A 22,232-nucleotide genomic window follows, 5' to 3' on the forward strand; every position below is an offset into this window, starting at 1 on the left:
TCAATGACTTACGGAGTGAGTCATTGATTTGGGCGCCCCGTGCGGGGCGCATTGATGACTTTTTGCGAAGTCATCAAACTTCAAACCATTTCTATTTCTAAACTCTGCACGCTGCACTCAGCACCCTAAATTACATTTTGTACTTGCTGTAATCCTCAGGATCCATGTTCTCAAGCATTTCAAGCCATTCATCTTTCTGATTTATGGCAGCATCTTTCTCAATGGTGGACATGTCTACGGCAGATTGATCCAGGACATCCTCCATTACATAGATCGGTGCCTCCGATCTTACCGCAAGTGCAACGGCATCCGAGGGTCTCGAATCCATTTCCATACTACTCGTATCGGAGTTCAGGTAGATAACCGCATAAAATGTGGTGTCCTTGAGGTCGGTAATAACCACCTTTGTCACCTCATACCCGGCCTGAATGACCGTATTGTAAAGGAGGTCATGGGTCATGGGGCGCGGTGACTCCATACTGGCCAGGCACATGGCAATAGCGTTTGCTTCGTATGCCCCTATCCAAACGGGTAAAGCTTTTTGGGCGCCGTCTACCTTAAGCAGCAGGATTGGGCTATTGTTCTTCGGGTCCATTGCCAGACCGTGGATGCTAACCGGTATTTCCATTAATTCACCATCTCTCCCATTACGTGGATAGCCCGGGAGCTTGTGAGTCTTATCCGGACAATTTTGCCTGCCAGATCTGGATCTCCTGGGAAGTGTACAATATAATTGGTTCTCGTCCTTCCCTCAAGGAAACCATTTTTCTTTTTATCCTTCTCTTCCACGAGAACCTCCACTTCTCTTCCTATCATATTTCGGTGCTTTTCAGCAGTAATCAGATTTTGAAGGTCCTGAAGTTCTGGGAGCCATGAACGTTTGACATCGGCATTGACGGGATCATTCATGGCAGCGGCGGCCGTTCCAGGCCTCGGGGAGAACCTGAAAGAAAAAATATTCTGGTATTTTACAGAATTAAGAATCTCACTCGTACGTTCAAAGTCTTCCCTTTCTTCCCCCGGGAAGCCTACGATAATGTCGGTGGTAAACTCAACTTCAGGGATAAGCTTTCTCAGCAGCTCGACCTTTTCCATGTATTGACTGGAGGTGTATCCCCTTTTCATAGCGCTCAGCACCCTGTCCGATCCAGCCTGGACAGGAAGGTGAATGTGCTCGCAGACAGTTGGCAGGTCAGCCATAGCATGGGCCAGTTCAGGAGAAAAATCCTTGGGGTGAGATGTAACGAAACGCAACCTTTCCAGACCGGGCAGCAAATCCATCGATTCCAGGAGAGAAACAAAGCCAGTGCCGGTGTCAGGATCCTGATACGAGTTGACGTTCTGACCAAGGAGAGTGATCTCCCGAACCCCTTTATCGACAAGAAATAATGCTTCGTCAAGTATCTCTGAAGCTGGCCTGCTCACTTCCCGCCCTCGCACAAAGGGAACAACGCAATAGGCGCAGTAGTTGTTGCACCCCTTCATTATGGTGAGCAGTGAGGTCGCTCCCCGGGCACCCATAACTCTGGGGGCATCCGCAGTGGGAACGGTCCCTGTGTCTTCCCTTACCCGGCAGATCCTCTTCCCGCTTTTTTTACGTTCCGCGAGCATTGCTGAAAGTTCGTCCAGATTATGGGTTCCGAAGACTACATCTACAGATGGGGCCCGTTTGAGAATTCGCTCACCTTCCTGCTGAGCAACACAACCGCCTACACCAATGAGAAGATCCGGGTTTATCTTTTTCAGAGGTTTGAACCTGCCCAGATGGCTGTAAACTTTGTTCTCTGCCTTCTCTCGGATGGAACAGGTGTTGAGGATTATCACATCAGCTTCTTCCTCTGAAGCAGCTGGAACGTAACTATCCTGAAGAAAGGCGTAGATCTTTTCACTGTCATAGACGTTCATCTGACATCCGAACGTCTTGACGTAAAGTTTTCCAGGTTCGTTCATCTTGTTTTCCGGGGAGTGGTCACTGGCCGGATTGGTTTTTTGAGATCTCGCATAGCTCCAGAGCCAGGAGGACCGCTTCTAAAGCAGTTGAAGCTGGACGGGTTCCCTCTATTTTCCAGCCGCCCAGATCCACTACAGGCCTCCCGATGTTTAATGCCAGTGCAATCTCTGACAAGGTTCCTGGGCCGCCAGGCAGAGCAACAAGGGCGTCAGCGGTTTTGACAACCAGAACGTTCCTCGCAACTCCCATCCCGGTTGGAATTGGAAAAGTGATATGTGGGTTTGCTTCACTCTTATCGGAACCGGGGAGGATCCCGATGGTGGTCCCACCTTCCTGAACCGCTCCCCTGCTTGCAGCTTCCATTATTCCTGAAAGTCCGCCGCAAACCATAACTGCACCATGCCTGGCGATGAGAGAACCGACCTCCATTGCCAGGGGATCATGGTGTTTTTCAGTAGCTCCGGACCCTACAACTCCGATTACGAAGGCCAAGGGTTACTTCCTCTTGTGTCTGCTGCGGGCTAAAAGCTTCTTGTGTTTATGCTTTCTCATTTTTTTCCGGCGTTTCTTGATAACGCTTCCCAAATGCTCGCCCTCCTTTCCTCTTATTGTCCCCTCAGGGGGGATTAAAAACAGCATCCATCAAAAAGTCGCAGACGCCTTTTATTCATGATTATTGATATGTGCCCATTGAGCTTCAACTCTACAACTTATTATAGGGGCCTGAAAAAGGCAAGGGGCGTTGACAGGGGCGTTGACAGGGGCGTTCCTTCGGACTTGGCGCTGGCGTGCCTCAGGAATTGAGTGCAGAGTGTAGGGTACAGAGTGTAGAGGGAGAAATCAGGCCAAAGACCAAAGAAAATAACTTCAAACATCAAACCCGCCCTTTCACGTTCGCTCAGCCGCTCAGTCGCCAAGTCGAGAGTTCCCCCACGTGTCCGTCACTTCCTCCCTGGAAAAAGAAGAAGTTGATCCCCCACCACGACTGCTTTTTCAATCAAACCGGTAACATATTCAATGGAGTTGCTCACAGCTTCAACCATCGGAATGCCACGGCCAAGGTGGACAGCGATGGCAGTGGAAAGGGCGCATCCTGTACCTCTTGGAGGCCTTTCCCCTATTCTTGGGTGTTTAAATTCGGTAGTTGTCCCGTTTAATTCATAGAGAATATCAACACATTGATCATCTTCTGTATCTCCACCGGTAACCAGGATCCCTCCGGCCCCATATTTCAAAAGCTGCTGGACTTTTTGGGCTTCATCACCGTTTTTGTTGCTCATCAGATTACTCAGTGCTTCAAGCTCATCACGGTTTGGTGTGAGAAGGGCTGTCCAGGGCAAAACTTTTTCCAAAATAGTTGCGGCAGTATCCTCAGTGGATAGAGCTGACCCCGGTGTGGATCTCATGACGGGATCTACGACAATGGGAATACCTGAACCTTTTATTCTGGCAAGGGGAACCTCAAGGGCTTTGGCTGTGGAAGCTTCTCCCAGAAGCCCTATCTTGACCGCTCCAATACCAGGAAGATCTGAAAGTGCTGTTAAGATCGATTCGTTGATGATATCCGGGTCCACGGAATTGATGCTCATGGCTCCTCCATCGCCCTGGACCGTGACCGCCGTGATGGAACATCGGGCCGGGGAGCCCAGATCGTTGAGTACACGGAGATCGACCTGCATCCCTGCCGCAGCGCTGCTGTCAGACGCGGAAATTAAAAGGACAGGTTTGTCCAGTGCAGAGTGTAGAGTGTAGTGTGTAGAGTTTTTTTTCAACATCAAACCTCGGTATCAGTGAACGGTGAAGAGTGAATAGTGAATAGTGAATGGAACCATCAACGTACCTGAAATTACTATTCACAGTTCACGTTTCACGGCTTTTTCTGAAATGATCAAACCCGCCATCCGGTCCGGTCTCCACTTCAGAGCCATCCCTGAGGACACGCACACCCTTTCCCGGTACCGTACGACCAATGGGAACAGCCGCGATCTCTTCTTTTTCAAGGACCCTCATCAACTTCTTTTCATTTTCAGGTTTTACCGTGAACAAAAGGCTGTAATCCTCACCTCCCCTGAGCGCCCACCTGTAGGGGTCCAGGTCGTTAGCCGAGGCAAGTTTCCTGATAGGGGTACTCAGCGGGATACTCTCCAGTTCCAGTACGGCACTCACCTTGCTGCGTTTACAGATATGACCCAGATCCTGGAGAAGCCCGTCACTCACATCAATGGCACAGTGTGAAATGCCGGCTTCCAGCAAGATCCTTCCCATCCGGACCTGAGGCAGCGGCCTGTTGTGACTTTTAATAAGGAATTGGGCACCCTGTTCGTCCACCTTCGTGGTTTGACCCAGGAGGATGGAAAGGCCTGCGGCTGAATCCCCCACCGGACCGCACAGCCAGATCGTTTCCCCCGGCACAGCAGAATCTCTTCGCAATACTCTCCCGGCGGGAGCGGTACCAATTACCGTTACACTGATAAGCCATCCTTGAGGGGAGGATACAGTGTCGCCGCCAGAAAGAGGGACACCCTCCCCCACTTCCATGAATCCATCCATGAAGGTGTCGATAGTTTCTACCTCCATGTCCGGAGGGAGCCCGAAGGAAAGGAAGGATTGGGCAGGTGTGGCGCCCATAGCGGCGATATCGCTGAGGTTCACCGCATGGGATTTGAACCCCAGGTCGAAGGGGTCGATGGAATCCCTGAGAAAATGTACGCCCTCAACAAGCATGTCTGTGGTCGTGACGATCTGTTTGCGGGGGCCGACGTCGAGTACAGATGCGTCGTCACCGATCCCGATCACGACAGGATAGGAATTGCGGCCCGCCTTTGCGTGGATCCTTTCGATGAGACCGAATTCGCCTATATCTTTGATCTTCATTATTGCGCTTCCCCGCATTTGGTGAACAGTGGACCGTGAATAGTGAATGGGTAATCATGCAGGGGATCTTTTCTTTCTGTTCACCGTTCACGTTTCACTTTTCACTAACGGACATTAAAATTTCCAGCATCGTTTTACACCGCTCTTCGATATTTTCAGCACTCACAATATACGACACCACCGCAACACCATCTGCCCCGGCTGAAATGACTTCTCCTGCGTTCCTGTCGTTGATTCCGCCGATGGCAACTATTGGCAAGGGACTGGCTGCGGCGAGCCGTGAAACCCCCTCGAGACCAAGAGGTACGCCCAGGTCAGTTTTCGTACCGGTAGGAAACACACCGTTAGCCCCCAGATAATCGGCCCCGGCCTCTTCGGCTTCCTTCGCTTCCTGGGTGGTTGTGACTGAGATACCGATAATAAAGTTTTCCCCCGCGATCCGGCGTGCGTCTGGCAGCAACATATCGTCCTGCCCCAGATGAACTCCATTGGCCCCCCCCGCCATGGCCACATCAAGGCGGTCATTGACGATGAGGGCGGCACCGGCAGGTCTGCAGAGCTCAGCCAGAAGACGTGTTTTTTCTATCATCCGCTTCGTGGTGGTATTCTTGTCCCTGTACTGGACCATGGTCACCCCCGCCGCGACAGCACGGCGGACGATCTCCTCTTCCGGGCGCCCCAGGGAAAGATCGGGGTCGGTCACTAAGTAGAATGTTGGATCAAATTTTTTCATAATTCCCATAGCCGATCCAACTCCAAGAATGTGGAATGCAGAATGTAGAACACAGAATCCATATAAACAGCATTTATTCTACGTTCTCGATTCCACATTCTACATTCTTTCGTATTACAGTTCTTTAATGCGCAGCCTCGCCCCCAGATCTCTCGCCGGCGCATTAAAGAGCGCATCTATAATGGCCACCTGAAAAGATCCCGGTCCTCTTGATTCTTCCGCCGCAAGTTCGCCGCACGCACCGAATACGGCAAGACCCATGGCGCACGATTCGGCTGTAGCACCACCGGCAGCGCAGTAAACGGCTACAGCGGTAGTGGAGGAGCAACCGGTTCCGGTTACGTTGCCCATCATGGGGTGTCCGTTTTCGATAGCATAGGCCTTTTCACCGTCTGTGACATGATCAACGGATCCTGTCACACAGATGACGGCCCCTGTCTTTCTGGCAAGTGCCTTGAACGCCTCTACGGGGGCATCTCCTGTCTCAAGGGAGTCCACGCCCTGGATCTGGGCCTCCTCCCCTGCCAGGATCATGACCTCTGCCTGGTTTCCTCTGATCACATCCGGCCGAACCTCCTCCAGGATCTGCAGGCATGTGTCGGTGCGAAGCTTCGTAGCGCCAGCGCCAACGGGGTCCAGAACGATGGGGATACCAAGTTCCTTGGCCTTTTTCCCCGATTTGAGCATTGCGGTGATCCAGTGTGGAGACAAAGTACCTGGGTTGAGCACATGAGCCGAAGCGAAGACCACCATGTCCTCGACCTCTTCGTTGGCATGGGCCATGACCGGTGATGCTCCCATGGCCAGAGTTACATTGGCCGTGACGTTCATGACAACATAGTTGGTGATGTGATGGATCATGGGGCGCTTTTCCCTTATGATCTTGTCCATTTCGACATATTTTTTCTTCCACTTGGACATGGCGACCTCCTCAGGTAACGATCTCAAATTTCAAATCTCAAGCTAGGAATTAACAGGATTCTATGGAAAATGTAACCCTTCAGCGGTGCTTTTATGAAAGATTCAATGAAATTGAATTAAAACCGTTGAGAATAGGGGACCGGATGCGTTAAGTTACTACTATGGTTATTGCATCCCTTACAGTAACACCTGTCGGGACTGAGACTCCCAGCCTGAGCCGATACGTGGCCGAGTGTGTCAGGGTCCTGAACGAATCGGGTGTCAAGCACACCCTGACCCCCATGGGCAGCGTTCTGGAGGGCCCCCTCGAGGAGATACTTCTGATTGTGGCCAAGGTGCATGAGATCCCCTTCTCCCAGGGCGTCCAGCGTGTTTCTACCCGCCTGACCATCGATGATCGTCGGGACAAGAAGGCCTCTGCCCAGGGGAAGTTGGATTCGGTAGAAAAACGTCTTAAAGAAACCGATTAACAGACAACCTGCAGGTTTCTTTCAGCCTATCTCAAATCCCAAATCTCAGATCTCAAAGGACATCCACGTCTGTTATCGCGAGTCACGTCTTTGGCGTGATTCGAAGCGATCTCAGACAAGGGCTGAATCTAACAGGAAGGGTTTATCGATGAAGGAGGAGGAGGCTGCGGGGGTGCCCGCAGCCTCCCGTTCTGTCAGCGGTGCTTTTTGTTCTCTTGTTCAGGATTCCCTATGGAAGGGAATCCTTTTTCCCCGGGGTTGGTCCCGTAAACAAATCGACCATTTCTCAGGGTCTCTCGTTGTCCGTGGCCATTGTTATTAAAAACCATTATGACACCCCGGCAAACCTTGCGCAATAAAATACCGTTCTAATTTTATTGCAATACGCAGAATACGTGCCAAGCAACCATTGTTTTGATACAGACAGCGTCAAATGAAAACGCAGCACGCAGCAGGATATAAACTATCCTAAACTACTAATTATGAAGGTTTTTTATTAGTCAGAGCGTATGCACGCCGCAATGGATGAAAAACGTTCGCAGGTATATTTTACATTTGTAATGCTGTTTTAAATGGGAATTTGGCACAACTGTGCACGATGTGACACAGGAAATACCTGAGCTTTTAGGCCTAGTTGGGGATTAACTGTGCAAGGTTGTGCTGCCCGTAGCACAAATCAGAAGTGAGGATTTGTATACCATGGCACAATAACCTGGGAGGTTATCACTTGATTTACTGTGGAATGAATAAATAAACGTTATATTTCGTAGGTTGGCAATTTCGTTCAGTTAATTAAACAATTTTCTATATGTGTGAACGGTGAACAGTTTTGACTTTATTCTACGTTCTGCATTTAAACCAATTTCTGCTCGAACAGTTTCCTTGCCAGTGAGTAGATATCCCTGCGATCGCCTTCTTTTCTTCGGCCGACAGCCACAACGACCACGATCACCTTTTCTTTTTTGATTTTATAGATCACACGATATTTTTGACTAGCGGCCCGCAGGGAGCGGTAACCGGCAAGTTCGCCCATGAGCGGTTTGCCACTATTTTCAGGGGCCTCGGTAAGGCCTGAAACGGTTTGGGCAATTTGTCCTCTGATGCGCCTGTCAGTTATCCCCTTGAGCATCTCAAGGGCCGCAGGGGTGATAAGCACTCGCCAGGTCAAAGATCCAGATCCTCCCTGGCCTTTTCCCAGGGGATCGTTTCCCCGCGCCCGTATTGAGCAATGCTCTCCTTTAGGACAGAGGTCATCTTCCCATCGGCCATGACTTCAAGCGTCTCGGTAATTGTTTCGTAAAGTTCCCAGGGCATTACAGCCAGTACAGGCTTACCGCGCCTTGTAATTGCTACCGCATCAAGGTTTTCCTCTCGTTCGAACTCTTCCGGCAGTGATGTGAGCCGCTTCCGGGCTTCGACCATGGATAGGGTTTTGGGCATATCTGTACCTCCTGCTGAATGTGTACGCTTAAATGTACATAAATGTGTACGGGAAGGCAAGAGGGAGATCGCTCTCAGCATATGCGCGGTAACATTTCACCGGATAATTTATCGACGAGGCGCGATCCCCCCATGGCGGTTTTCAGGATCACCTTCTGGCGGTTGTCCCCCGTTATCTCCCCTATAATACAGGCGTCCTGCCCGTATTTACTGCCTTTCATGATCTCAAGAGCCCTGCCTGAGGCCTCTGGGGCTGTCACACCGACAAGTTTGCCCTCGTTGGCAAGGTACAGCGGATCATAGCCTAAAAGCTCACAGGCGCCCTTTACGGCCTCTTTAACGGGTATGGCGGTCTCTTCGATCTTAACTCCTACAGAAGACTGGGACGCGATCTCACACAGAACGGTGGCAAGTCCGCCTCTGGTGGGGTCTCGAAGCACGTGGATGTCTTTGCCAAGGGTGGTTATCAGCTCGCTGATCATCCAGTTGAGCGGCGCGCTGTCGCTTTTGACGGTTGTTTTAAACGCGATCCCATCCCTGGCCGAAGCGATGGCGATGCCGTGATCGCCGATGGTGCCAGAAAGCAGGATCCGGTCCCCTATTCTTGCACAAGCTCCTGAAACATTTATACCGTCGGGAATGATCCCTATTCCGGTGGTGTTGATGAACACCTTGTCTGCTGCGCCGCGGGGCACCACCTTGGTGTCTGCCGTGACAATGCGAACACCGGCCTCAGCTGCCGCAAGCGCCATGGAACCGGCGATGCGTTCAAGATCGATCAGGGGCAACCCCTCTTCAAGGATAAATGCCACAGAAATGGCCACGGGGACAGCCCCGGCCATAGCCACATCGTTCACGGTGCCGTGGACAGCCAGGCTTCCTATGTCGCCACCTGGAAAGAAGATGGGGTCGACAACGTATGTGTCTGTGCTCATGGAAACGCGGCCGGCGGGAAGTTCAAGGACCGCCATATCGTTGAGGTCCAGGAGGGCCGGGTCGCTGAAATACTTTAGGAATATCCGCTCTGTGAGCTCAGAAGACTTTTTGCCGCCGGCGCCGTGGGACAAAAGGATTCTTTCCTCTATCAATTTCGACTCCTTTTGGAGTGTAGAGTGTAAAGTGCTGGGTGCAGAACCTGAAAAGCGCCTTTGAAATGCACCTCCACTACACTCTACACACTGTACTCTGCACTTCGCCTGATATTGTTAATCCACGCCAATCCTGATATCAGGAATAACGATACCAGGCGGCACAGCTGCCTTCGCTGGACACCATACAAGACCCCACTGGTGATTCAGGAGTGCATTCGTTTCCAAAAAGGGGGCATTCCACAGGGTCAATGACCCCCCTGAGCACCTGGCCGCAAGCACATCCCCTGGGCTCTGACCCCGTTTTCACCTCTTCCAACCCGAACCTCTTCATTGCATCAAATTCACTGAATTTGGCTCTGAACGCCAGTCCAGAGGCTGGAATAATTCCAAGCCCTCTCCAGGGTGCGTCTGCCGGCTGGAAAACCTCATGTAAAACGGACATGGCTTTACGGTTTCCCAGGTCTGTAACTGCTCTGCCATATGCGTTTTTTACTTCATGTGTATTATTAGCTAACTGTTCGCATAGCACTGAAATTCCAAGTAATATATCGAGCGGTTCAAACCCTGTGATGACGCACGGCTTTCCATACTTTTCGGCCACCGGCTTATAGGCATCGGCACCCAGCATGACGCTCACATGACCGGGGCACAGGAACCCGTCGATGGCAAAGTCGGGGCTTTCAAGGAGGGATGTCAGTGCAGGAGGGAGAAGCTTGAAAGCAGGGTACACGAAAAAGTTGTCGAACCCGGCTTCACGAGCCCTTAATACGCTGGCTCCAATGGTGGGAGAGGTGGTCTCAAACCCCACGCCCAGGAAAACGACCTGTTTTTGAGGGTTTTCCAGGGCCCAGTTCAGGGCATCCAGGGGCGTTGTGGCGATCCGAACATCCGCTCCCCTCGCCTTTTCCCGCTCCAGGCTGGTTTTTGTACCTGGAACGCGGATCATATCGCCGAAGGTGGCCACAATAACGTCATTGCCCCTGGATGAATCAGAAAGGGCGATCATCCGGTCCATGTCTTCCATAGCCGTAACACACACGGGGCATCCAGGACCTGATACGAGGACGACATTGTCAGGGAGAAGGGCCTTTATCCCCGCCCGGAAGATGGCTACGGTGTGGCTGCCGCATATCTCCATGATCTTCACCGGGCCGTCCTGATTTTGGGCAATACGGAAGGCGGACTTGTGAATACGGTCCACAAGGGACTTTGCTACCTTTGGATCCCTGTATTCATCCAGATACTTCATCATTTAAAGGTCTTATAATAAAGCTGAAGTACAGCAGAAAAATTCTTTTTCAGGGATGAAGGGGATGAATGGGATAGACGTGAATATTGAATAGGGAACATGGAATGAGGAATTAAACTTGCTATGCTTTTCCCCATTGCCTGTTTTTATCCCCTTTATCCCCTTCATCCCTGTTACAAATATGCTTTTGAAAGTCAGCATCCCGGATTTTGCGAATGCCTCTTTTCTCTGTTCACGGTTCACACGTTATCATCCAAGAGCCCCATGTATTCGTCAAAAAGCTTCAGGGTTTCCAGTGCGTCATCCTCGTCAAGGACATTAATGATAAAACCGGCGTGGACGAGGACGTAATCCCCCACCGCGACATCCGGTACAAGATCGGCAGAGGCCACCCTGGTGGTACCACCGTGATCCACCGTTGCCATATTCAGGTCGTCGAGGACCGTGACTTTACCGGGAACAGCGATGCACATAAAGGGTTCTCCTTTATAGAATGTAGAATCGAGAACGTAGAACGCAGAATAAAGCCATTACTTTGAACATATTGTGGATTTTGATGTTGAAAAACTTCTAAGTTCTACATTCCACATTCTATATTCTGACTATTTGAATCACCAATCACGAATTACGAATCACGGCTCTTAAGCAACCCATAAACCGCCTGGCCCAGGGATATCCCACCGTCGTTGGTTGGTACATTCTTGTGGAAGACCGGTTTCATGGATCTTTCCGAAAGCTCCCGGGCGATGAGGGAACAGAAAAGTTCATTCTGGAACACTCCACCTCCCAGGGGAATGGATCTGTGGACCCCGTTGAAACCCTCCAGGACCCTGTCGGTGGCTTCGGCCAGGGCACGGGCCATGGTGGTGTGGAACATCCCCCCCAGTGTCGGAACAGAAAAGCCTTTTTGCATCTTGTGGAAGATCGACTCAAAGGCGGGCATTAGATCTATTTCCAGACTGCCTCCTTCTGTCTCGACCAGGGAGTAGGGAAGAATATCGGTAACAATATCGTCCGTCAACACCTCAAGCTCTATGGCTGCCTGTCCTTCATAACGGGTGTGGGTGCAGATTCCGAGGAGAGCTGAGACGGCGTCAAAAAGTCTTCCCGCGCTGGAGGTCCAAACCCCGTGGGTTCGTCTTACACACAGGCTGGTAATGACCTGAATATCCTCCTCCGGAATATCTGGAAAGAGGCCTTGTGCGACACGGGCCGTCTCCGCCGCACCCAAGATCTCCAATAGGCAGGAAACAGCCATTCTCCAGGGTTGTTCGATGGATTTCTCGCCTCCCGGCATCCACATGGGCCTTAGATATCCCTTTCTGTCCATGTGTGTTCCGTCAACATGAAGGATCTCACCGCCCCAAATAGTACCGTCCGTACCATAACCGGTGCCGTCAAGCGCAATCCCTACACATGGACCGGTAAGTCCCGCCTCGGCCTGGCAGCTGAGAATGTGGGCGTGGTGGTGCTGGACAGCAATCACGGGGGTATTGGAAGGCCACGGAACGTCTTTATCGTTTTCCGTTATACCGGTAGTGAGGTAATCCGGGTGCAGATCACAGACAAGGATCAACGGGGTCACCTCCAGGATGTCCATGAGGTGGGAGACAACCTCTTTTAGAAAATCCAGGGTCTCCAGGTTCTTCAGATCCCCAAGATGCTGCCCCATAAAGGCCTGTCTCCCCCGTGTCAGGCACACGGTCCCCTTCAGTTCGGGGCCGAGGGCCAAAACCGGGTTCCCGTCCATGGGCAGATTGACCGGTGAGGGAACAAACCCCCGTGCCCTTCTTAGAACAATCGGTCCCTCATCAGGGTTTACGGGGTCCAGGCGGACGATGGAATCGTCACAGCGAAGGACGATATCCCTGTCGTGAATGAGGAAGGCGTCGGCTATCTGACTCAACCTCTGCAAAGCTTCATCATTATCAGCGCACAGGGGTTCTTCCGTCAGATTGGCGCTGGTCATAACGAGAAGGTCGAATTGGGCCATGAGGAGATGATGGAGCGGCGTATAGGGCAGCATGAGGCCGTAATAAAGGCTTCTGGGAGCCACGGCATGGGAAATGTTAATATCGGGGCTCTGGCGGCGCCTGAGGAGGGCAATGGGGCTTTCGGTGCTGGTGAGGATACTCCTGGCGTGGTCGCTCAACTCACACAACAGGCTCGCGGTCTCAAGATCCCGGACCATGAGAGCCAAAGGTTTTTCCTCCCTCCCTTTTTTCTCCCGCAACTTTTCAACGGCCTGAGAAAAAAGGGCGTCCACAGCCAGGTGGAACCCTCCGAGACCTTTAATTGCGAGGATCTTCCCTTCTTTAAGCAGTTCAATAGATCCCTGAAGGGGATCTTCCATTCTGACAGTTGTGCCATCCCTGCGCACAAGTGTCAGGGTTGGACCACAGTCCGCGCATGCGTTGGGCTGTGCGTGGAACCTCCGGTCCGCCGGGTCATCGTATTCGCCCTGGCAATTTTCACACATTGGGAACTTTGCCATGGAGGTGTTAGGCCTGTCGTAGGGCACGGAGCGGAGTATGGTGTAACGGGGGCCGCAGTTCGTGCAATTGATGAAGGGATATCGATAGCGACGATCCTCAGGATCAAAAAGCTCCCTGACACAGTCCGGGCAGGTTGCTGAATCTGGAGCGACCAGGACGGTGGGGTCAGCCCCTGCGAGGCTGCGGCGGATGATAAAATCCCTGTAGTTTGAAGGTTTCAGGTACTCCCTTTGAATGGACATTATTTTTGAAAGTGGTGGAGCATCCTTTTCAAGGCGGGAAAGGAATGCTTCCAGGTTACCTTTCACACCTTCCACCTCGATGACGACACCATCAGTGGTGTTCGTCACCCAGCCGCTGAGGACCAGTTCCTTCGCGAGACGGTAAATGAAGGGCCGGAATCCGACCCCCTGAACGATACCATCCACCGATATACGAAGCCTTTCACTCAATTACCGTCTCCAGGAGCTTAAAATAAAAAATTTAACGCAGAATGCCGCTGGAGCGCCATCGACCTGGCGCTTTCGCAGAGAGCCGCGGTTAAAACCTGGAATTCCGGTTAAGAACTAACTGCGTTACCCTGCGAAACGGCCTCAAGCCGGCCGCGCTGCGTACTCTGCGTTTAAGCTTTTATCGCTTTTAATAATTACCCTATAGCTAATTTTCATTCGTTATTAGATTGGACGAATTCCATCACAAACCCGGACCATTCATCCAGACCCTCGCCAGTGCGGCACGAGGTTTTCAGAATGTGGATCTCCGGGTTGAGGGACATGGCGTTGCGGACGACCTTTTGAACATCGAAGTCGGTATATGGAAGAAGGTCGATCTTATTGATGACCATGACATGGGCCGAACGGAACATGGCCGGGTATTTTAACGGTTTGTCATCACCCTCGGTGGTGCTGATGACAACAACCCTCAAACCTTCTCCAAGATCGAAAGCCGAAGGGCACACCAGGTTCCCCACATTTTCGATAATCAGTAGATCAAGTTCTTCAAGGCGGAAATGGGAGAGGGCTTTTCTAACCATTTCCGCTTCGAGATGGCAGGCTCCCCCTGTCTGGATCTGGTGTACCGGCACTCCCGTTTTTGCGATGCGCACAGCGTCGTTGTCGGTCTGGATGTCCCCTTCGATCACCCCTATGGAAAGGTTTTGGGACAGGGAACCCAGGGTTTTTTCAAGCAGGGAGGTCTTCCCTGAACCGGGGGAACTGACCATGTTCATGATAGCGACCTTTTCACTGGCAAACAGCCTGCGCAGATCGGCCGCCAGGAGGTCGTTGCGGGAGAGGACTTTTTGTTCAAGGGTGATTTTTTCGGACATTTTCACTCCGGAATGTAGAATGTGGAATGTAGAACATAGAATAAATCCAGATCATTAAGACTGCAGGCAGTTGAACTTGCTGTTCTCCTGCGTTCTGCATTCTACATTCTGCTCTTAATCTATCTCAATATCCTCGATCTCCAACTCTTCCCCCTGGAGAAGTTGTGTGTCAAGTCCTTCGCATTGGGGACAAACAACCATGTGCCCGGCTCCCTTGAACTCCCCATCGCACGGTATGCAGTGTATTTTGACGGGAAGGCGCAAAATGGAAAGGATCGTGTCCCGAGTCAGGTCTTTTTCACCCTTCACGGCATCGAAAGAAAAGGCCAGGGATTCGGTCTCCACACCGGAAAGGTCCCCGACCCTGAGGTTGACCCGCCTGACAACAGCAGCGCCGTGCTTCGCGGCCTCTCTCTCGACAATATCCAGGATCTCAATGGCGATGGAAAGTTCGTGCAATGCTTTTGGCTCCTGGAAAGTTAATTAACCACAGCGCGGCCAACTGAAGGCCGCTCCACAGAATTACACGGGGTAAATCCATGAGAAATATTTAAACCATAAAAAATTATTCAACAACACAATCATGAGAATCGTTTTTCCCCACAAGTGCGGATTACCCTGTGAAACCCTGTGGTAAAAAAACATCGCCTTTAAATGAACTGTGCCTTCCCGGTACAGATTTTTCTCTGTGGGCTCTGTGTGAGGCAGGATTTCTCTTGTTTTAATCGGAATAGGTTGGCGGACCGGGTTGTTTTAGGGGAGAGTTCAGTTGTTCCCGGTAATCCTCCGGGTTAAGACCGGCGGTCTCCAGAACGATCTTCAGGACATCTGGAAGCTTGTCCCGGATCTTTGAGGAAAGCTCCATGGACATGGATAGATCTTCCGGTTCTACACCGATAATGCTAGTCCAGGGAGGAGTTCTCATGGTTCCGGAAAGGTTGATAACCTCCGTAATGGTTACCTGGTGCACGGAGGACTTGTAAATGTCCGGGAAATGATCGAAATCGTTAATATCAAACCTGTAAATAGAACCAGGCTCATCGCCGCCTTTGACACAGTCGACGACGATGAGCCTGTCAGCTTCCATTATCAGATGAAACAGTTTGAAACCGTCGGTGCCACCCTCGATGACCTCAAAGTTATCCGGGAGGGAGTATTCCTGAAGGTTCACAGCCACATGTACGCCGACGCCCTCGTCCCTCAGGAGCAGGTTGCCCACTCCGAGTATCATCGTTTTCTCTTTGGTTTCTGTCGGTTCCATCCCCTTTCTCGTTATCCCTGAAGGCCTAGAAGGCCTCTTCTTCAGGTTTGATCCCGAAGAACATATGCAGGAACGATTTGAAATCCTCAAAGAACACCAGGTAGACATGGAACAGGACTGTGAAGACGAAATACCACATCACCAGGTAATGGATCGCGTGGATCATCCCCAGCCCACCGAAGAAGCTGACCACAGAGGCCCAGAACGGATTCGTCTTCCAGAGCATGGCGAAACCGGTCAGAGCCATAAACCATAAAGCGATGGTCCACAGCACATAAGTCGCCTTCTGCCATCCGTTGTATTTAGATGTTCTGGGTTTGGTTTTCCTGAGGAAGTAGTAGTAGGCCATCATGGGGAGCAGTTTTCCCCTGTTCTCTTTCTCCGGCAGGAAGTACTTGATATCCCGCGGGGCTCCAAAGAAGGCCCAGTAGATCCGGGTTACCGAATTTAGAAGGATGACGAAGGCGGTGATGAAGTGAATGTACCGCACAAGGTTCATGTCGATACCCAGAAGGCTGAAGTTGGGTTTGTGAATGTAAAATCCGGTAGCAACCATCGCAACCATGCATATGAGGTTCACGTGATGCATGATCCTTGCTGGAATGGGATGATCGTAAACTTTTCTCTCCATGGCGACCTCTCCTCTAACCGATCCTGAATTTGCGGATCTGGTTCGTTTTGGGGTCGATGATGTGAACGGCGCAAGCCAGACACGGATCAAAGGAGCGGATCACACGGACAATGTTGATAGGATTCTCTGGGTCCGGTACGGGCGCCCCGATAAGGGACTCCTCATACTGGCCTCTGACACCCTTTTCGTCCCTGGGGGAAGCGTTCCAGGTGGAGGGCACCACTGCCTGATAGTTGGCGATCTTTTTGTCCTTGATTTTCATCCAGTGGCCAAGGGCGCCGCGCGGGGCCTCGTAGAAACCGGCCCCCTCTGCGGTATCGGGTACTTCCCAGTGATCAGTGTCGTGTATCCTGAACCCAGGTTTTCCCTGTGCCTCGATGAGCTGGCCAAGCCAGACCTGCATCTGATCGGCAAGAGCCACCGTCTCGATCATTCTGGCAGCGTGTCTGGCGACAGCTCCGGGTTTGGCGCCGGCCTGAACCAGGGAGAGCAGAGTCGGGTTCTTCTCGATGAGCATTCTCGCCAGGGGGCCAACCTCAAAAGCCATCCCGTCGTACCTGGGAGCCTTGACGAAACTGTAGGCATCGGCCTTGTCGCGATCAAAGATCTGCTCGCCGTCGTAAGGATGAACAGGTTCTTGCTCCCTGTACCAGGCGTACTTGACCGATTCGGTAACCTTGTCCGGATCAAAACTTTGGACGTTGTCCAAGTGCAGGTTCCTGACGACCCCCGCCTTGAAGAACATTTCCTTGCCGGATGCCTCTTCCGGGAAGCCGCCGTAGGAAAGGTAGTTCAGGTGACCGCCGCCGACGCCAAGCTGGGCGAGGGGGAACAAAGGTCCACCGGGTCCGCCGAGGAGCAGGACATCCTTCATGTACACGTTCTTGATGAAGGCGGTGACCTCGGCAAGCATGGACTTGAAACGCCCGATCTCTTCAGGGCTGGGTATCTGGGTGACTCCACCTACCACGATCCCCTGGTAATGGGGAACCCGGCCGCCGCCCAGAACGGCACCCATATTTTTGGCTGTTACCTGGATCTTGAGAGCCTCAAGATAATGGCTGACGGCCATAGTGACGATCTCGGGATCGGCCACGGAGAACTCATCGGGCTCGTACCGCGGCGTGAGAGGATAGGTGTCTCCCCTCTTTACGAGACTAACGACCTTGTCCTTGACTGCGTTGAGGCCGGCATCATTGCCGTTGTAACCAGCCACAGCCATGATATCCAGATAGTCCAGTGCGGTAAGGTGATAGAAGTGAATGATGTGATCGTAAAGATACTCCGATCCCATGAGGAGGTTCCGGAGGATACGTCCTCCGTCCGGCACCTGGGCGCCGAAGGCGTCGTCCAGGCAGGCCGCTGAAGCCATCTGGTGGACAGAAAAGCACACGCCACAGAAACGGCTGGTGACATAACTGGCGTCCCTCGGGTCTTTGCCGGTGAGAAGAGCCTCGAAACCCCGGGCCATGGTGCCGCTACTCCAGGCGTCCTTTACCACCCCATTTTCGATCTCTACCTCGATCTTCAGATGTCCCTCGATCCTGGTGACAGGATCAACTGTTATTCTCTGGCCCATTAGTTGCCACCTCCTTCCTCAGGCGGTCCACCCTTGCCGAGCCGGCCGGTCATGGCCTGCCCGATGAAGTGTCCCGCAAGTCCTACGGCCACGGCGCCGGTGGCATACGCACCGATCTTCTCAACACTGACACCCCTAAGGTTCTTACCAGAACGTTCGTAGAGAGGAGACATTCCAGCGTAGAAATCGGGTTCGGCACAACCCTGGCACACGGAGCTGCACCCAATGCACCAGTTCAGACCGTCGCTCCAGCGGCGCTTGGGACAATCCGAGTGGGTAAAGGGACCTTTGCATCCCTTCAGGTACATGCACCAGTTCCTTTTCTCGAAACTGTTCCAGTCAGTAAGAAACTCCCCGTTATCAAAGTGGCCGCGGCGTTCACAATTGTCGTGAATAAGCTTGTCGTAGAACACAACGGGCCTGCCCACCTTGTCCAGTGCCGGAGGTTTGCCGTAGAGCAGGTAATAGACGATGGTTCCGATAAGCCTTTCCGGGTGGACCGGGCAAGTCGGGCAGTTGATGAGAGCCTTTTTGGGAACGAGCCCTTTATCCATCGCATCACCGACGCCCATACCGCGTCCCGGAGTCGGACAGTCACCCGGTATCCCGCCGTAGGTGGCGCAGGAGCCTATGGCAATGACGGCCGCCGCACCGGCGGCAGCTTCGGCTACGATATCAACAAAATTTCTGCCCGCGATCTGACAGAACCTGGGATCTTCGGTCGGTATGGATCCCTCGACGAGGAGCACATACCCGCCCGACTCATTTTTTATCGTATCCTGAATAGCCTTTTCAGAAACGTGGCCGGAGGCCGCCATGAGGCTTTCGTGGTACCTGAGGGATATTGTATCGAGAACCAGTTCAGCAGTACCGGGGTTAGAGGAGTTGATAAATGAAATGCTGCATCCTGCGCAGTCCTGACCCTCAAGCCAGATAACCGGCGGCTTCTTGGCCGCCCCCTCCAGAGCTTTTGCTATCCTTGGAACGGCAGCTTCCGATAGCCCGAGAATGCTGGCAGTACCAGCGCAGAATTTAAGAAAATCCCGTCGACTGATGTTACGGAATGACGACATTAATTGTCTCCTCCTTTCCCTTTAACTATCCACCCATTCAAGGCAAGGAAATGCCGGGTTTCATAATGACCAGCATTTTCTACCTCCCTCGGCTGTTCCGGAATTTGAATACTGTATATTGTATAACATTTTAACATTAATTGTTATTCATGGTTGTTGTCAACCATACTGAGCTTTATTTTATATAATTTCGCAGGTTAAACATCATGAAAGATCATGAATCTAATTGTTATGCATGGTTGTTGTCAACCATACTGAGCTTTATTTTATATAATTTCGCAGGTTAAACATCATGAAAGGTCATGAATTTAAAAATAATTCTTGTTGAATAGGACAAAGTGAGCGGTTGGGGTGATCCATTGTGGATTGAGAATTTCCAATTTGGGATTCTGGATTCAGGGTCACAAGGGAATCGTGGCCGAAATAACGGTGATGGCGGTTTTTCCTAGCCATTTTTTTACCCCCCACCCTCGATACTGTTTAACAGGATCCGGTGTTTTACAAAATTATGACCTGCCCATTCTGGAGAATTTCGATGTGTTCCCTGCTCATTTCGGCAAGCTCATTGTTGATCTCTTCCATGTGGGAAGGCTTTGAGTGGGAGATGAAGAACCGAAGAGGCAGGTTTTTCATTTTCAGTACCTCCCGGGCCAGGAGATCTGGTGTCAAATGACCGGTATTGATGGCAAGCTCGGTCATTCTGTTGGGGAAGGACACCTCAACGATAACCCCATCCAGCACATGTTCATCACATGCATGCCAGGGCTGTTCGGTGGGACCGGTATCCCCGGTATAAACAACTTTTTTTCCCTCTTCGTTCTCCACAAGAAATCCCACTGCGGGCGTTGTGTGGTTCACATGGTAGGCGGTAACCCTGTGTTTATTGAGCTGAACAGTGGTTTCCGGCTCCATAGAAACGTACTGGATCGCAGGGTTATCCGGCGAGGGAATGAGGGAAAAATCAGGCCACACCAATCCGTTGAAGAGGTGTCGTTTCAGGATCTCAATGACCTCAGGGTCGCTGTATAAGAATACTGTGTGGTTTGCTCCCCTGGTAACCAGATTGTCCGCGAAGAAGGCAACAGCCTTGATGTGATCCAGGTGGGCGTGGGTGATAAATATGTTTTCGATGACCTTTTGGTCCTGGAAATCCAGTGCCAGCCCTATGGTTCCGGCATCCAGCAGAAGGGTGCGATCTATGAAAACCCTGGCATGTTATGCTCGGGAAGCTCTGCTCCGGCACATCCGAGCACTTGTAAACGCATGGAAAACTCCTTGTTTTTAAAAAGGTTTCACCTACCAAAAACCTGCTTTAGGGTTGACACTGTCATTTTCCATATGAGCTTTGGCCTGATAGCCCGGTAAAAAACATCTTTATATCTTTCATTCCCTGTGAACATGTCCCAGAGGATGGAACTGAGGATCTTATCCTCATCGGTGTTATTCCCGGATTCTTTTTTCACGACCCTCAGCATGGCGGAGGTCAGCAAACCGTACTCCCGGAAAAGGTCCGTGAACCAAAACAGGAAACTGCCGAACCGGTTATCGATGATCAGGCTCCTGTAATCGGGCATGAAATTTTCTCGGAAATGTTTTTCCCCGACTCCGTGTATTAAGGCGGTCTTGGCAGCTGATTTAGCCATGAAATAGGCTGCCCCTATGCCGTCTTTGTACAATCTCGTGGATCCGGCGTCACCGATCATGACAACCCTGTCGGTGAAAGGTTTTGAGGGGGCTCTGATGTTCATAAAGGGAAGACACATGCAGCTGAGCTTTTCAAGTTCTCCTTCCGGGAACAGCTGCCTGACTTTGGGGTGGTGAAGAAACTCTTTTACTCTTTCCCTGTCAAGCTTTCTCCCGATCATGCACAGATTGACGTAGTAGGTTTTTGGAATCATTGCAGCGAACTTTATGCCCTTTATAGGCAGGAGGAAAAGATGGATCGAGTTACCAAACCTCTCGCTGATGACTTTGGGATCGAGAGCGATCTCAGCGATAGACGTCTTTGTGACGGTAGGGCTGCGGTAGCTGAAATCCATTTCTTCGAAGGTGGGTGTCCTTTTCCCGTTAACCCCGAAAGCCCCGACGACCAGGTCTGCCCGGATGAGGGCCTCTTCACCCGAATACAGCACCGGTTTTCCATCAATAAGAGTGACACGATCAACTGCCCGGGATACGTGTGTGGCACCCTCCCTGATCGCAGCTTGCAGGAGAAAGTTGTCGAAGCTGTCCTTGTCCAGGATCGTGTGGTCACTGGGCCCGCCGCTTCTGTAGACGGAGGCAATGGTCTTTTCCTGGGCAGGTGTTTGGATGTGGACATCTCCTCTCTCGGTGTAGAGCTGATAGCTGTGAATGCCTCTCTGGACCACAGAAGCTGGAATATTAATGCCCTCAACAGCAAGAGATTGAACCATGAGTTCTGAGATAACTCCGCCGCAATGGTTGCATCCGACAGGTCCTTTTCCGAGGAAGTTCTTAGGCTCGTAGATGGTGATGTCAATATCCCGACCAAGCATGTGGGCCATCTTAAGGGTGAAATAGGTGAAAAAAGAGCCTGCGGGTCCCCCCCCGATAACAGCAATTTTATCACCATCCTTAAGAGTAAATTCATCGCTGGTGGCGGAATCCAGCCCCTGAATGAGGGAACTGAAATCGCTGACAAAATGGCTATCTTTATTTTTTTGATCCGGACCAGAATTTTGGTGTTTCATTTTACTCCTGCACCAAATTTATACAGCTGACAAGGTTCTGAGCTATCAGGTCGGAGGCTGACATCTACTCCCATTGTTTAGAGGGATACTCAATTACATTAAACCATTTACAGTACCATTATCAAACGCTGCTTTGATGAAAGCCTGTTGAAACAGGATCAATCGTCCAATTTCTCGAGGATCCTTCCCCTAACATTCTGGATCACACCAAGGCTTGAGAAGAACGCGTCTATCATTTCCAGATCTGGCCCTGCGACTCAACATTTCAGCGCTACGCATTTAGCAAGAAGGTCGGTGTGGGTCTCGTGAATGATCATCTGGTTTTAAGGTTGATGACTTCGTAAAAAGTCATCAACGCGCCCCGAGAAGGGCGCCCGAATCAATGACTGCATGTGTAAGTCATTGATTTGTGAGGAAAGGGAAAAC

General features: G+C 51.4%; 24 protein-coding genes. 1 reads left to right on the forward strand and 23 read right to left on the reverse strand.

Annotation, left to right across the window (positions count from 1 at the left end; all coding sequences use genetic code 11):
* Positions 1-130: 130 nt before the first annotated feature.
* The 8 genes from P1S59_12170 to thiM form a co-directional block, all read right to left on the reverse strand.
* The gene (locus P1S59_12170; protein ID MDF1527006.1) at positions 131-628 is read right to left on the reverse strand and encodes a bifunctional nuclease family protein; all 498 of its coding nucleotides are present in this window, start codon (positions 626-628) and stop codon (positions 131-133) included.
* Positions 628-1,950, reverse strand: a complete 1,323-nt coding sequence (gene miaB / locus P1S59_12175; protein ID MDF1527007.1) for a tRNA (N6-isopentenyl adenosine(37)-C2)-methylthiotransferase MiaB — start codon at positions 1,948-1,950, stop codon at positions 628-630. The genes P1S59_12170 and miaB overlap by 1 nt, the downstream gene beginning before the upstream one ends.
* 19 nt (positions 1,951-1,969) lie before the next feature.
* Positions 1,970-2,443 carry a TIGR00725 family protein gene (locus tag P1S59_12180; protein MDF1527008.1) on the reverse strand — a complete coding sequence of 158 codons (474 nt, stop codon included), beginning with the start codon at positions 2,441-2,443 and terminating at the stop codon, positions 1,970-1,972.
* A gap of 3 nt (positions 2,444-2,446) precedes the next feature.
* Positions 2,447-2,536, reverse strand: coding sequence for an AURKAIP1/COX24 domain-containing protein (locus tag P1S59_12185; GenBank protein ID MDF1527009.1), 90 nt, complete (start codon positions 2,534-2,536; stop codon positions 2,447-2,449).
* Between the two features lie 356 nt (positions 2,537-2,892).
* Entirely contained in the window at positions 2,893-3,726 is an 834-nt protein-coding gene (locus P1S59_12190; GenBank protein MDF1527010.1) for a hydroxymethylpyrimidine/phosphomethylpyrimidine kinase, read from the reverse strand.
* 85 nt (positions 3,727-3,811) lie between these two features.
* Positions 3,812-4,825, reverse strand: a complete 1,014-nt coding sequence (gene thiL, locus P1S59_12195; protein ID MDF1527011.1) for a thiamine-phosphate kinase — start codon at positions 4,823-4,825, stop codon at positions 3,812-3,814.
* A 94-nt stretch (positions 4,826-4,919) separates the two neighbouring features.
* Positions 4,920-5,558, reverse strand: coding sequence for a thiamine phosphate synthase (gene thiE / locus P1S59_12200; protein MDF1527012.1), 639 nt, complete (start codon positions 5,556-5,558; stop codon positions 4,920-4,922).
* A 114-nt stretch (positions 5,559-5,672) separates the two neighbouring features.
* Positions 5,673-6,479, reverse strand: a complete 807-nt coding sequence (thiM, locus tag P1S59_12205; protein MDF1527013.1) for a hydroxyethylthiazole kinase — start codon at positions 6,477-6,479, stop codon at positions 5,673-5,675.
* Between the two features lie 161 nt (positions 6,480-6,640).
* Here thiM and P1S59_12210 point away from each other — a divergent pair, with 161 nt between their 5' ends.
* Positions 6,641-6,949 (forward strand): MTH1187 family thiamine-binding protein, encoded by a 309-nt coding sequence (locus tag P1S59_12210; protein MDF1527014.1) that lies wholly within the window; start codon positions 6,641-6,643, stop codon positions 6,947-6,949.
* An 853-nt stretch (positions 6,950-7,802) separates the two neighbouring features.
* Here P1S59_12210 and P1S59_12215 read toward each other — a convergent pair.
* The 15 genes from P1S59_12215 to P1S59_12285 all read right to left on the reverse strand — a co-directional run bounded on the left by P1S59_12215 (position 7,803) and on the right by P1S59_12285 (position 21,806).
* Positions 7,803-8,117, reverse strand: a complete 315-nt coding sequence (locus tag P1S59_12215; GenBank protein ID MDF1527015.1) for a type II toxin-antitoxin system mRNA interferase toxin, RelE/StbE family — start codon at positions 8,115-8,117, stop codon at positions 7,803-7,805.
* Positions 8,114-8,389 (reverse strand): type II toxin-antitoxin system Phd/YefM family antitoxin, encoded by a 276-nt coding sequence (locus P1S59_12220; GenBank protein MDF1527016.1) that lies wholly within the window; start codon positions 8,387-8,389, stop codon positions 8,114-8,116. The genes P1S59_12215 and P1S59_12220 overlap by 4 nt, the downstream gene beginning before the upstream one ends.
* Positions 8,390-8,463: 74 nt before the next feature.
* Positions 8,464-9,477 carry a hydrogenase expression/formation protein HypE gene (gene hypE / locus P1S59_12225; GenBank protein ID MDF1527017.1) on the reverse strand — a complete coding sequence of 338 codons (1,014 nt, stop codon included), beginning with the start codon at positions 9,475-9,477 and terminating at the stop codon, positions 8,464-8,466.
* A 139-nt stretch (positions 9,478-9,616) separates the two neighbouring features.
* A complete protein-coding gene (gene hypD, locus P1S59_12230) occupies positions 9,617-10,729 on the reverse strand; it encodes a hydrogenase formation protein HypD (protein MDF1527018.1) in 1,113 nt (370 codons plus the stop codon).
* Between the two features lie 12 nt (positions 10,730-10,741).
* Positions 10,742-10,972, reverse strand: a complete 231-nt coding sequence (locus tag P1S59_12235; GenBank protein MDF1527019.1) for a hypothetical protein — start codon at positions 10,970-10,972, stop codon at positions 10,742-10,744.
* Positions 10,969-11,202: a HypC/HybG/HupF family hydrogenase formation chaperone gene (locus tag P1S59_12240; protein MDF1527020.1), complete on the reverse strand. Its 234-nt coding sequence runs from the start codon at positions 11,200-11,202 to the stop codon at positions 10,969-10,971. The genes P1S59_12235 and P1S59_12240 overlap by 4 nt, the downstream gene beginning before the upstream one ends.
* Before the next feature lie 152 nt (positions 11,203-11,354).
* Positions 11,355-13,676 (reverse strand): carbamoyltransferase HypF, encoded by a 2,322-nt coding sequence (gene hypF, locus P1S59_12245; protein MDF1527021.1) that lies wholly within the window; start codon positions 13,674-13,676, stop codon positions 11,355-11,357.
* A gap of 212 nt (positions 13,677-13,888) precedes the next feature.
* Positions 13,889-14,551, reverse strand: a complete 663-nt coding sequence (gene hypB, locus P1S59_12250; GenBank protein ID MDF1527022.1) for a hydrogenase nickel incorporation protein HypB — start codon at positions 14,549-14,551, stop codon at positions 13,889-13,891.
* 114 nt (positions 14,552-14,665) lie between these two features.
* Positions 14,666-15,010: a hydrogenase maturation nickel metallochaperone HypA gene (gene hypA / locus P1S59_12255; protein ID MDF1527023.1), complete on the reverse strand. Its 345-nt coding sequence runs from the start codon at positions 15,008-15,010 to the stop codon at positions 14,666-14,668.
* Between the two features lie 262 nt (positions 15,011-15,272).
* Positions 15,273-15,812, reverse strand: coding sequence for a HyaD/HybD family hydrogenase maturation endopeptidase (locus P1S59_12260; protein ID MDF1527024.1), 540 nt, complete (start codon positions 15,810-15,812; stop codon positions 15,273-15,275).
* Positions 15,813-15,837: 25 nt separating this feature from the next.
* On the reverse strand, positions 15,838-16,443 hold the full coding sequence (locus P1S59_12265; protein MDF1527025.1) for a cytochrome b/b6 domain-containing protein: 606 nt from the start codon (positions 16,441-16,443) through the stop codon (positions 15,838-15,840).
* Positions 16,444-16,456: 13 nt separating this feature from the next.
* Complete coding sequence (locus P1S59_12270; protein MDF1527026.1) at positions 16,457-18,022, reverse strand: nickel-dependent hydrogenase large subunit; 1,566 nt, start codon at positions 18,020-18,022, stop codon at positions 16,457-16,459.
* Positions 18,022-19,095 (reverse strand): hydrogenase small subunit, encoded by a 1,074-nt coding sequence (locus tag P1S59_12275; protein ID MDF1527027.1) that lies wholly within the window; start codon positions 19,093-19,095, stop codon positions 18,022-18,024. Before P1S59_12275 ends, P1S59_12270 begins: the two co-directional genes overlap by 1 nt.
* A 498-nt stretch (positions 19,096-19,593) precedes the next feature.
* Positions 19,594-20,250, reverse strand: coding sequence for a 3',5'-cyclic-nucleotide phosphodiesterase (locus P1S59_12280; GenBank protein MDF1527028.1), 657 nt, complete (start codon positions 20,248-20,250; stop codon positions 19,594-19,596).
* Between the two features lie 137 nt (positions 20,251-20,387).
* Positions 20,388-21,806, reverse strand: a complete 1,419-nt coding sequence (locus P1S59_12285) for a hypothetical protein (protein ID MDF1527029.1) — start codon at positions 21,804-21,806, stop codon at positions 20,388-20,390.
* Positions 21,807-22,232: the final 426 nt, after the last annotated feature.

The organism is bacterium, from assembly GCA_029210965.1.
GTDB lineage: Bacteria > BMS3Abin14 > BMS3Abin14 > BMS3Abin14 > BMS3Abin14 > JALHUC01.

Excerpts from the sequence above, each read along its gene's own strand:
- P1S59_12170 (MDF1527006.1), bottom strand. The coding sequence starts at position 628 with ATGGAAATACCGGTTAGCATCCACGGTCTGGCAATGGACCCGAAGAAC.
- miaB (MDF1527007.1), bottom strand. The coding sequence starts at position 1,950 with ATGAACGAACCTGGAAAACTTTACGTCAAGACGTTCGGATGTCAGATG.
- P1S59_12190 (MDF1527010.1), bottom strand. The coding sequence starts at position 3,726 with ATGTTGAAAAAAAACTCTACACACTACACTCTACACTCTGCACTGGAC.
- thiL (MDF1527011.1), bottom strand. The coding sequence starts at position 4,825 with ATGAAGATCAAAGATATAGGCGAATTCGGTCTCATCGAAAGGATCCAC.
- thiE (MDF1527012.1), bottom strand. The coding sequence starts at position 5,558 with ATGAAAAAATTTGATCCAACATTCTACTTAGTGACCGACCCCGATCTT.
- thiM (MDF1527013.1), bottom strand. The coding sequence starts at position 6,479 with ATGTCCAAGTGGAAGAAAAAATATGTCGAAATGGACAAGATCATAAGG.
- P1S59_12210 (MDF1527014.1), top strand. The coding sequence starts at position 6,641 with ATGGTTATTGCATCCCTTACAGTAACACCTGTCGGGACTGAGACTCCC.
- P1S59_12220 (MDF1527016.1), bottom strand. The coding sequence starts at position 8,389 with ATGCCCAAAACCCTATCCATGGTCGAAGCCCGGAAGCGGCTCACATCA.
- hypD (MDF1527018.1), bottom strand. The coding sequence starts at position 10,729 with ATGAAGTATCTGGATGAATACAGGGATCCAAAGGTAGCAAAGTCCCTT.
- P1S59_12240 (MDF1527020.1), bottom strand. The coding sequence starts at position 11,202 with ATGTGCATCGCTGTTCCCGGTAAAGTCACGGTCCTCGACGACCTGAAT.
- hypB (MDF1527022.1), bottom strand. The coding sequence starts at position 14,551 with ATGTCCGAAAAAATCACCCTTGAACAAAAAGTCCTCTCCCGCAACGAC.
- P1S59_12260 (MDF1527024.1), bottom strand. The coding sequence starts at position 15,812 with ATGGAACCGACAGAAACCAAAGAGAAAACGATGATACTCGGAGTGGGC.
- P1S59_12265 (MDF1527025.1), bottom strand. The coding sequence starts at position 16,443 with ATGGAGAGAAAAGTTTACGATCATCCCATTCCAGCAAGGATCATGCAT.
- P1S59_12270 (MDF1527026.1), bottom strand. The coding sequence starts at position 18,022 with ATGGGCCAGAGAATAACAGTTGATCCTGTCACCAGGATCGAGGGACAT.
- P1S59_12275 (MDF1527027.1), bottom strand. The coding sequence starts at position 19,095 with ATGTCGTCATTCCGTAACATCAGTCGACGGGATTTTCTTAAATTCTGC.
- P1S59_12285 (MDF1527029.1), bottom strand. The coding sequence starts at position 21,806 with ATGAAACACCAAAATTCTGGTCCGGATCAAAAAAATAAAGATAGCCAT.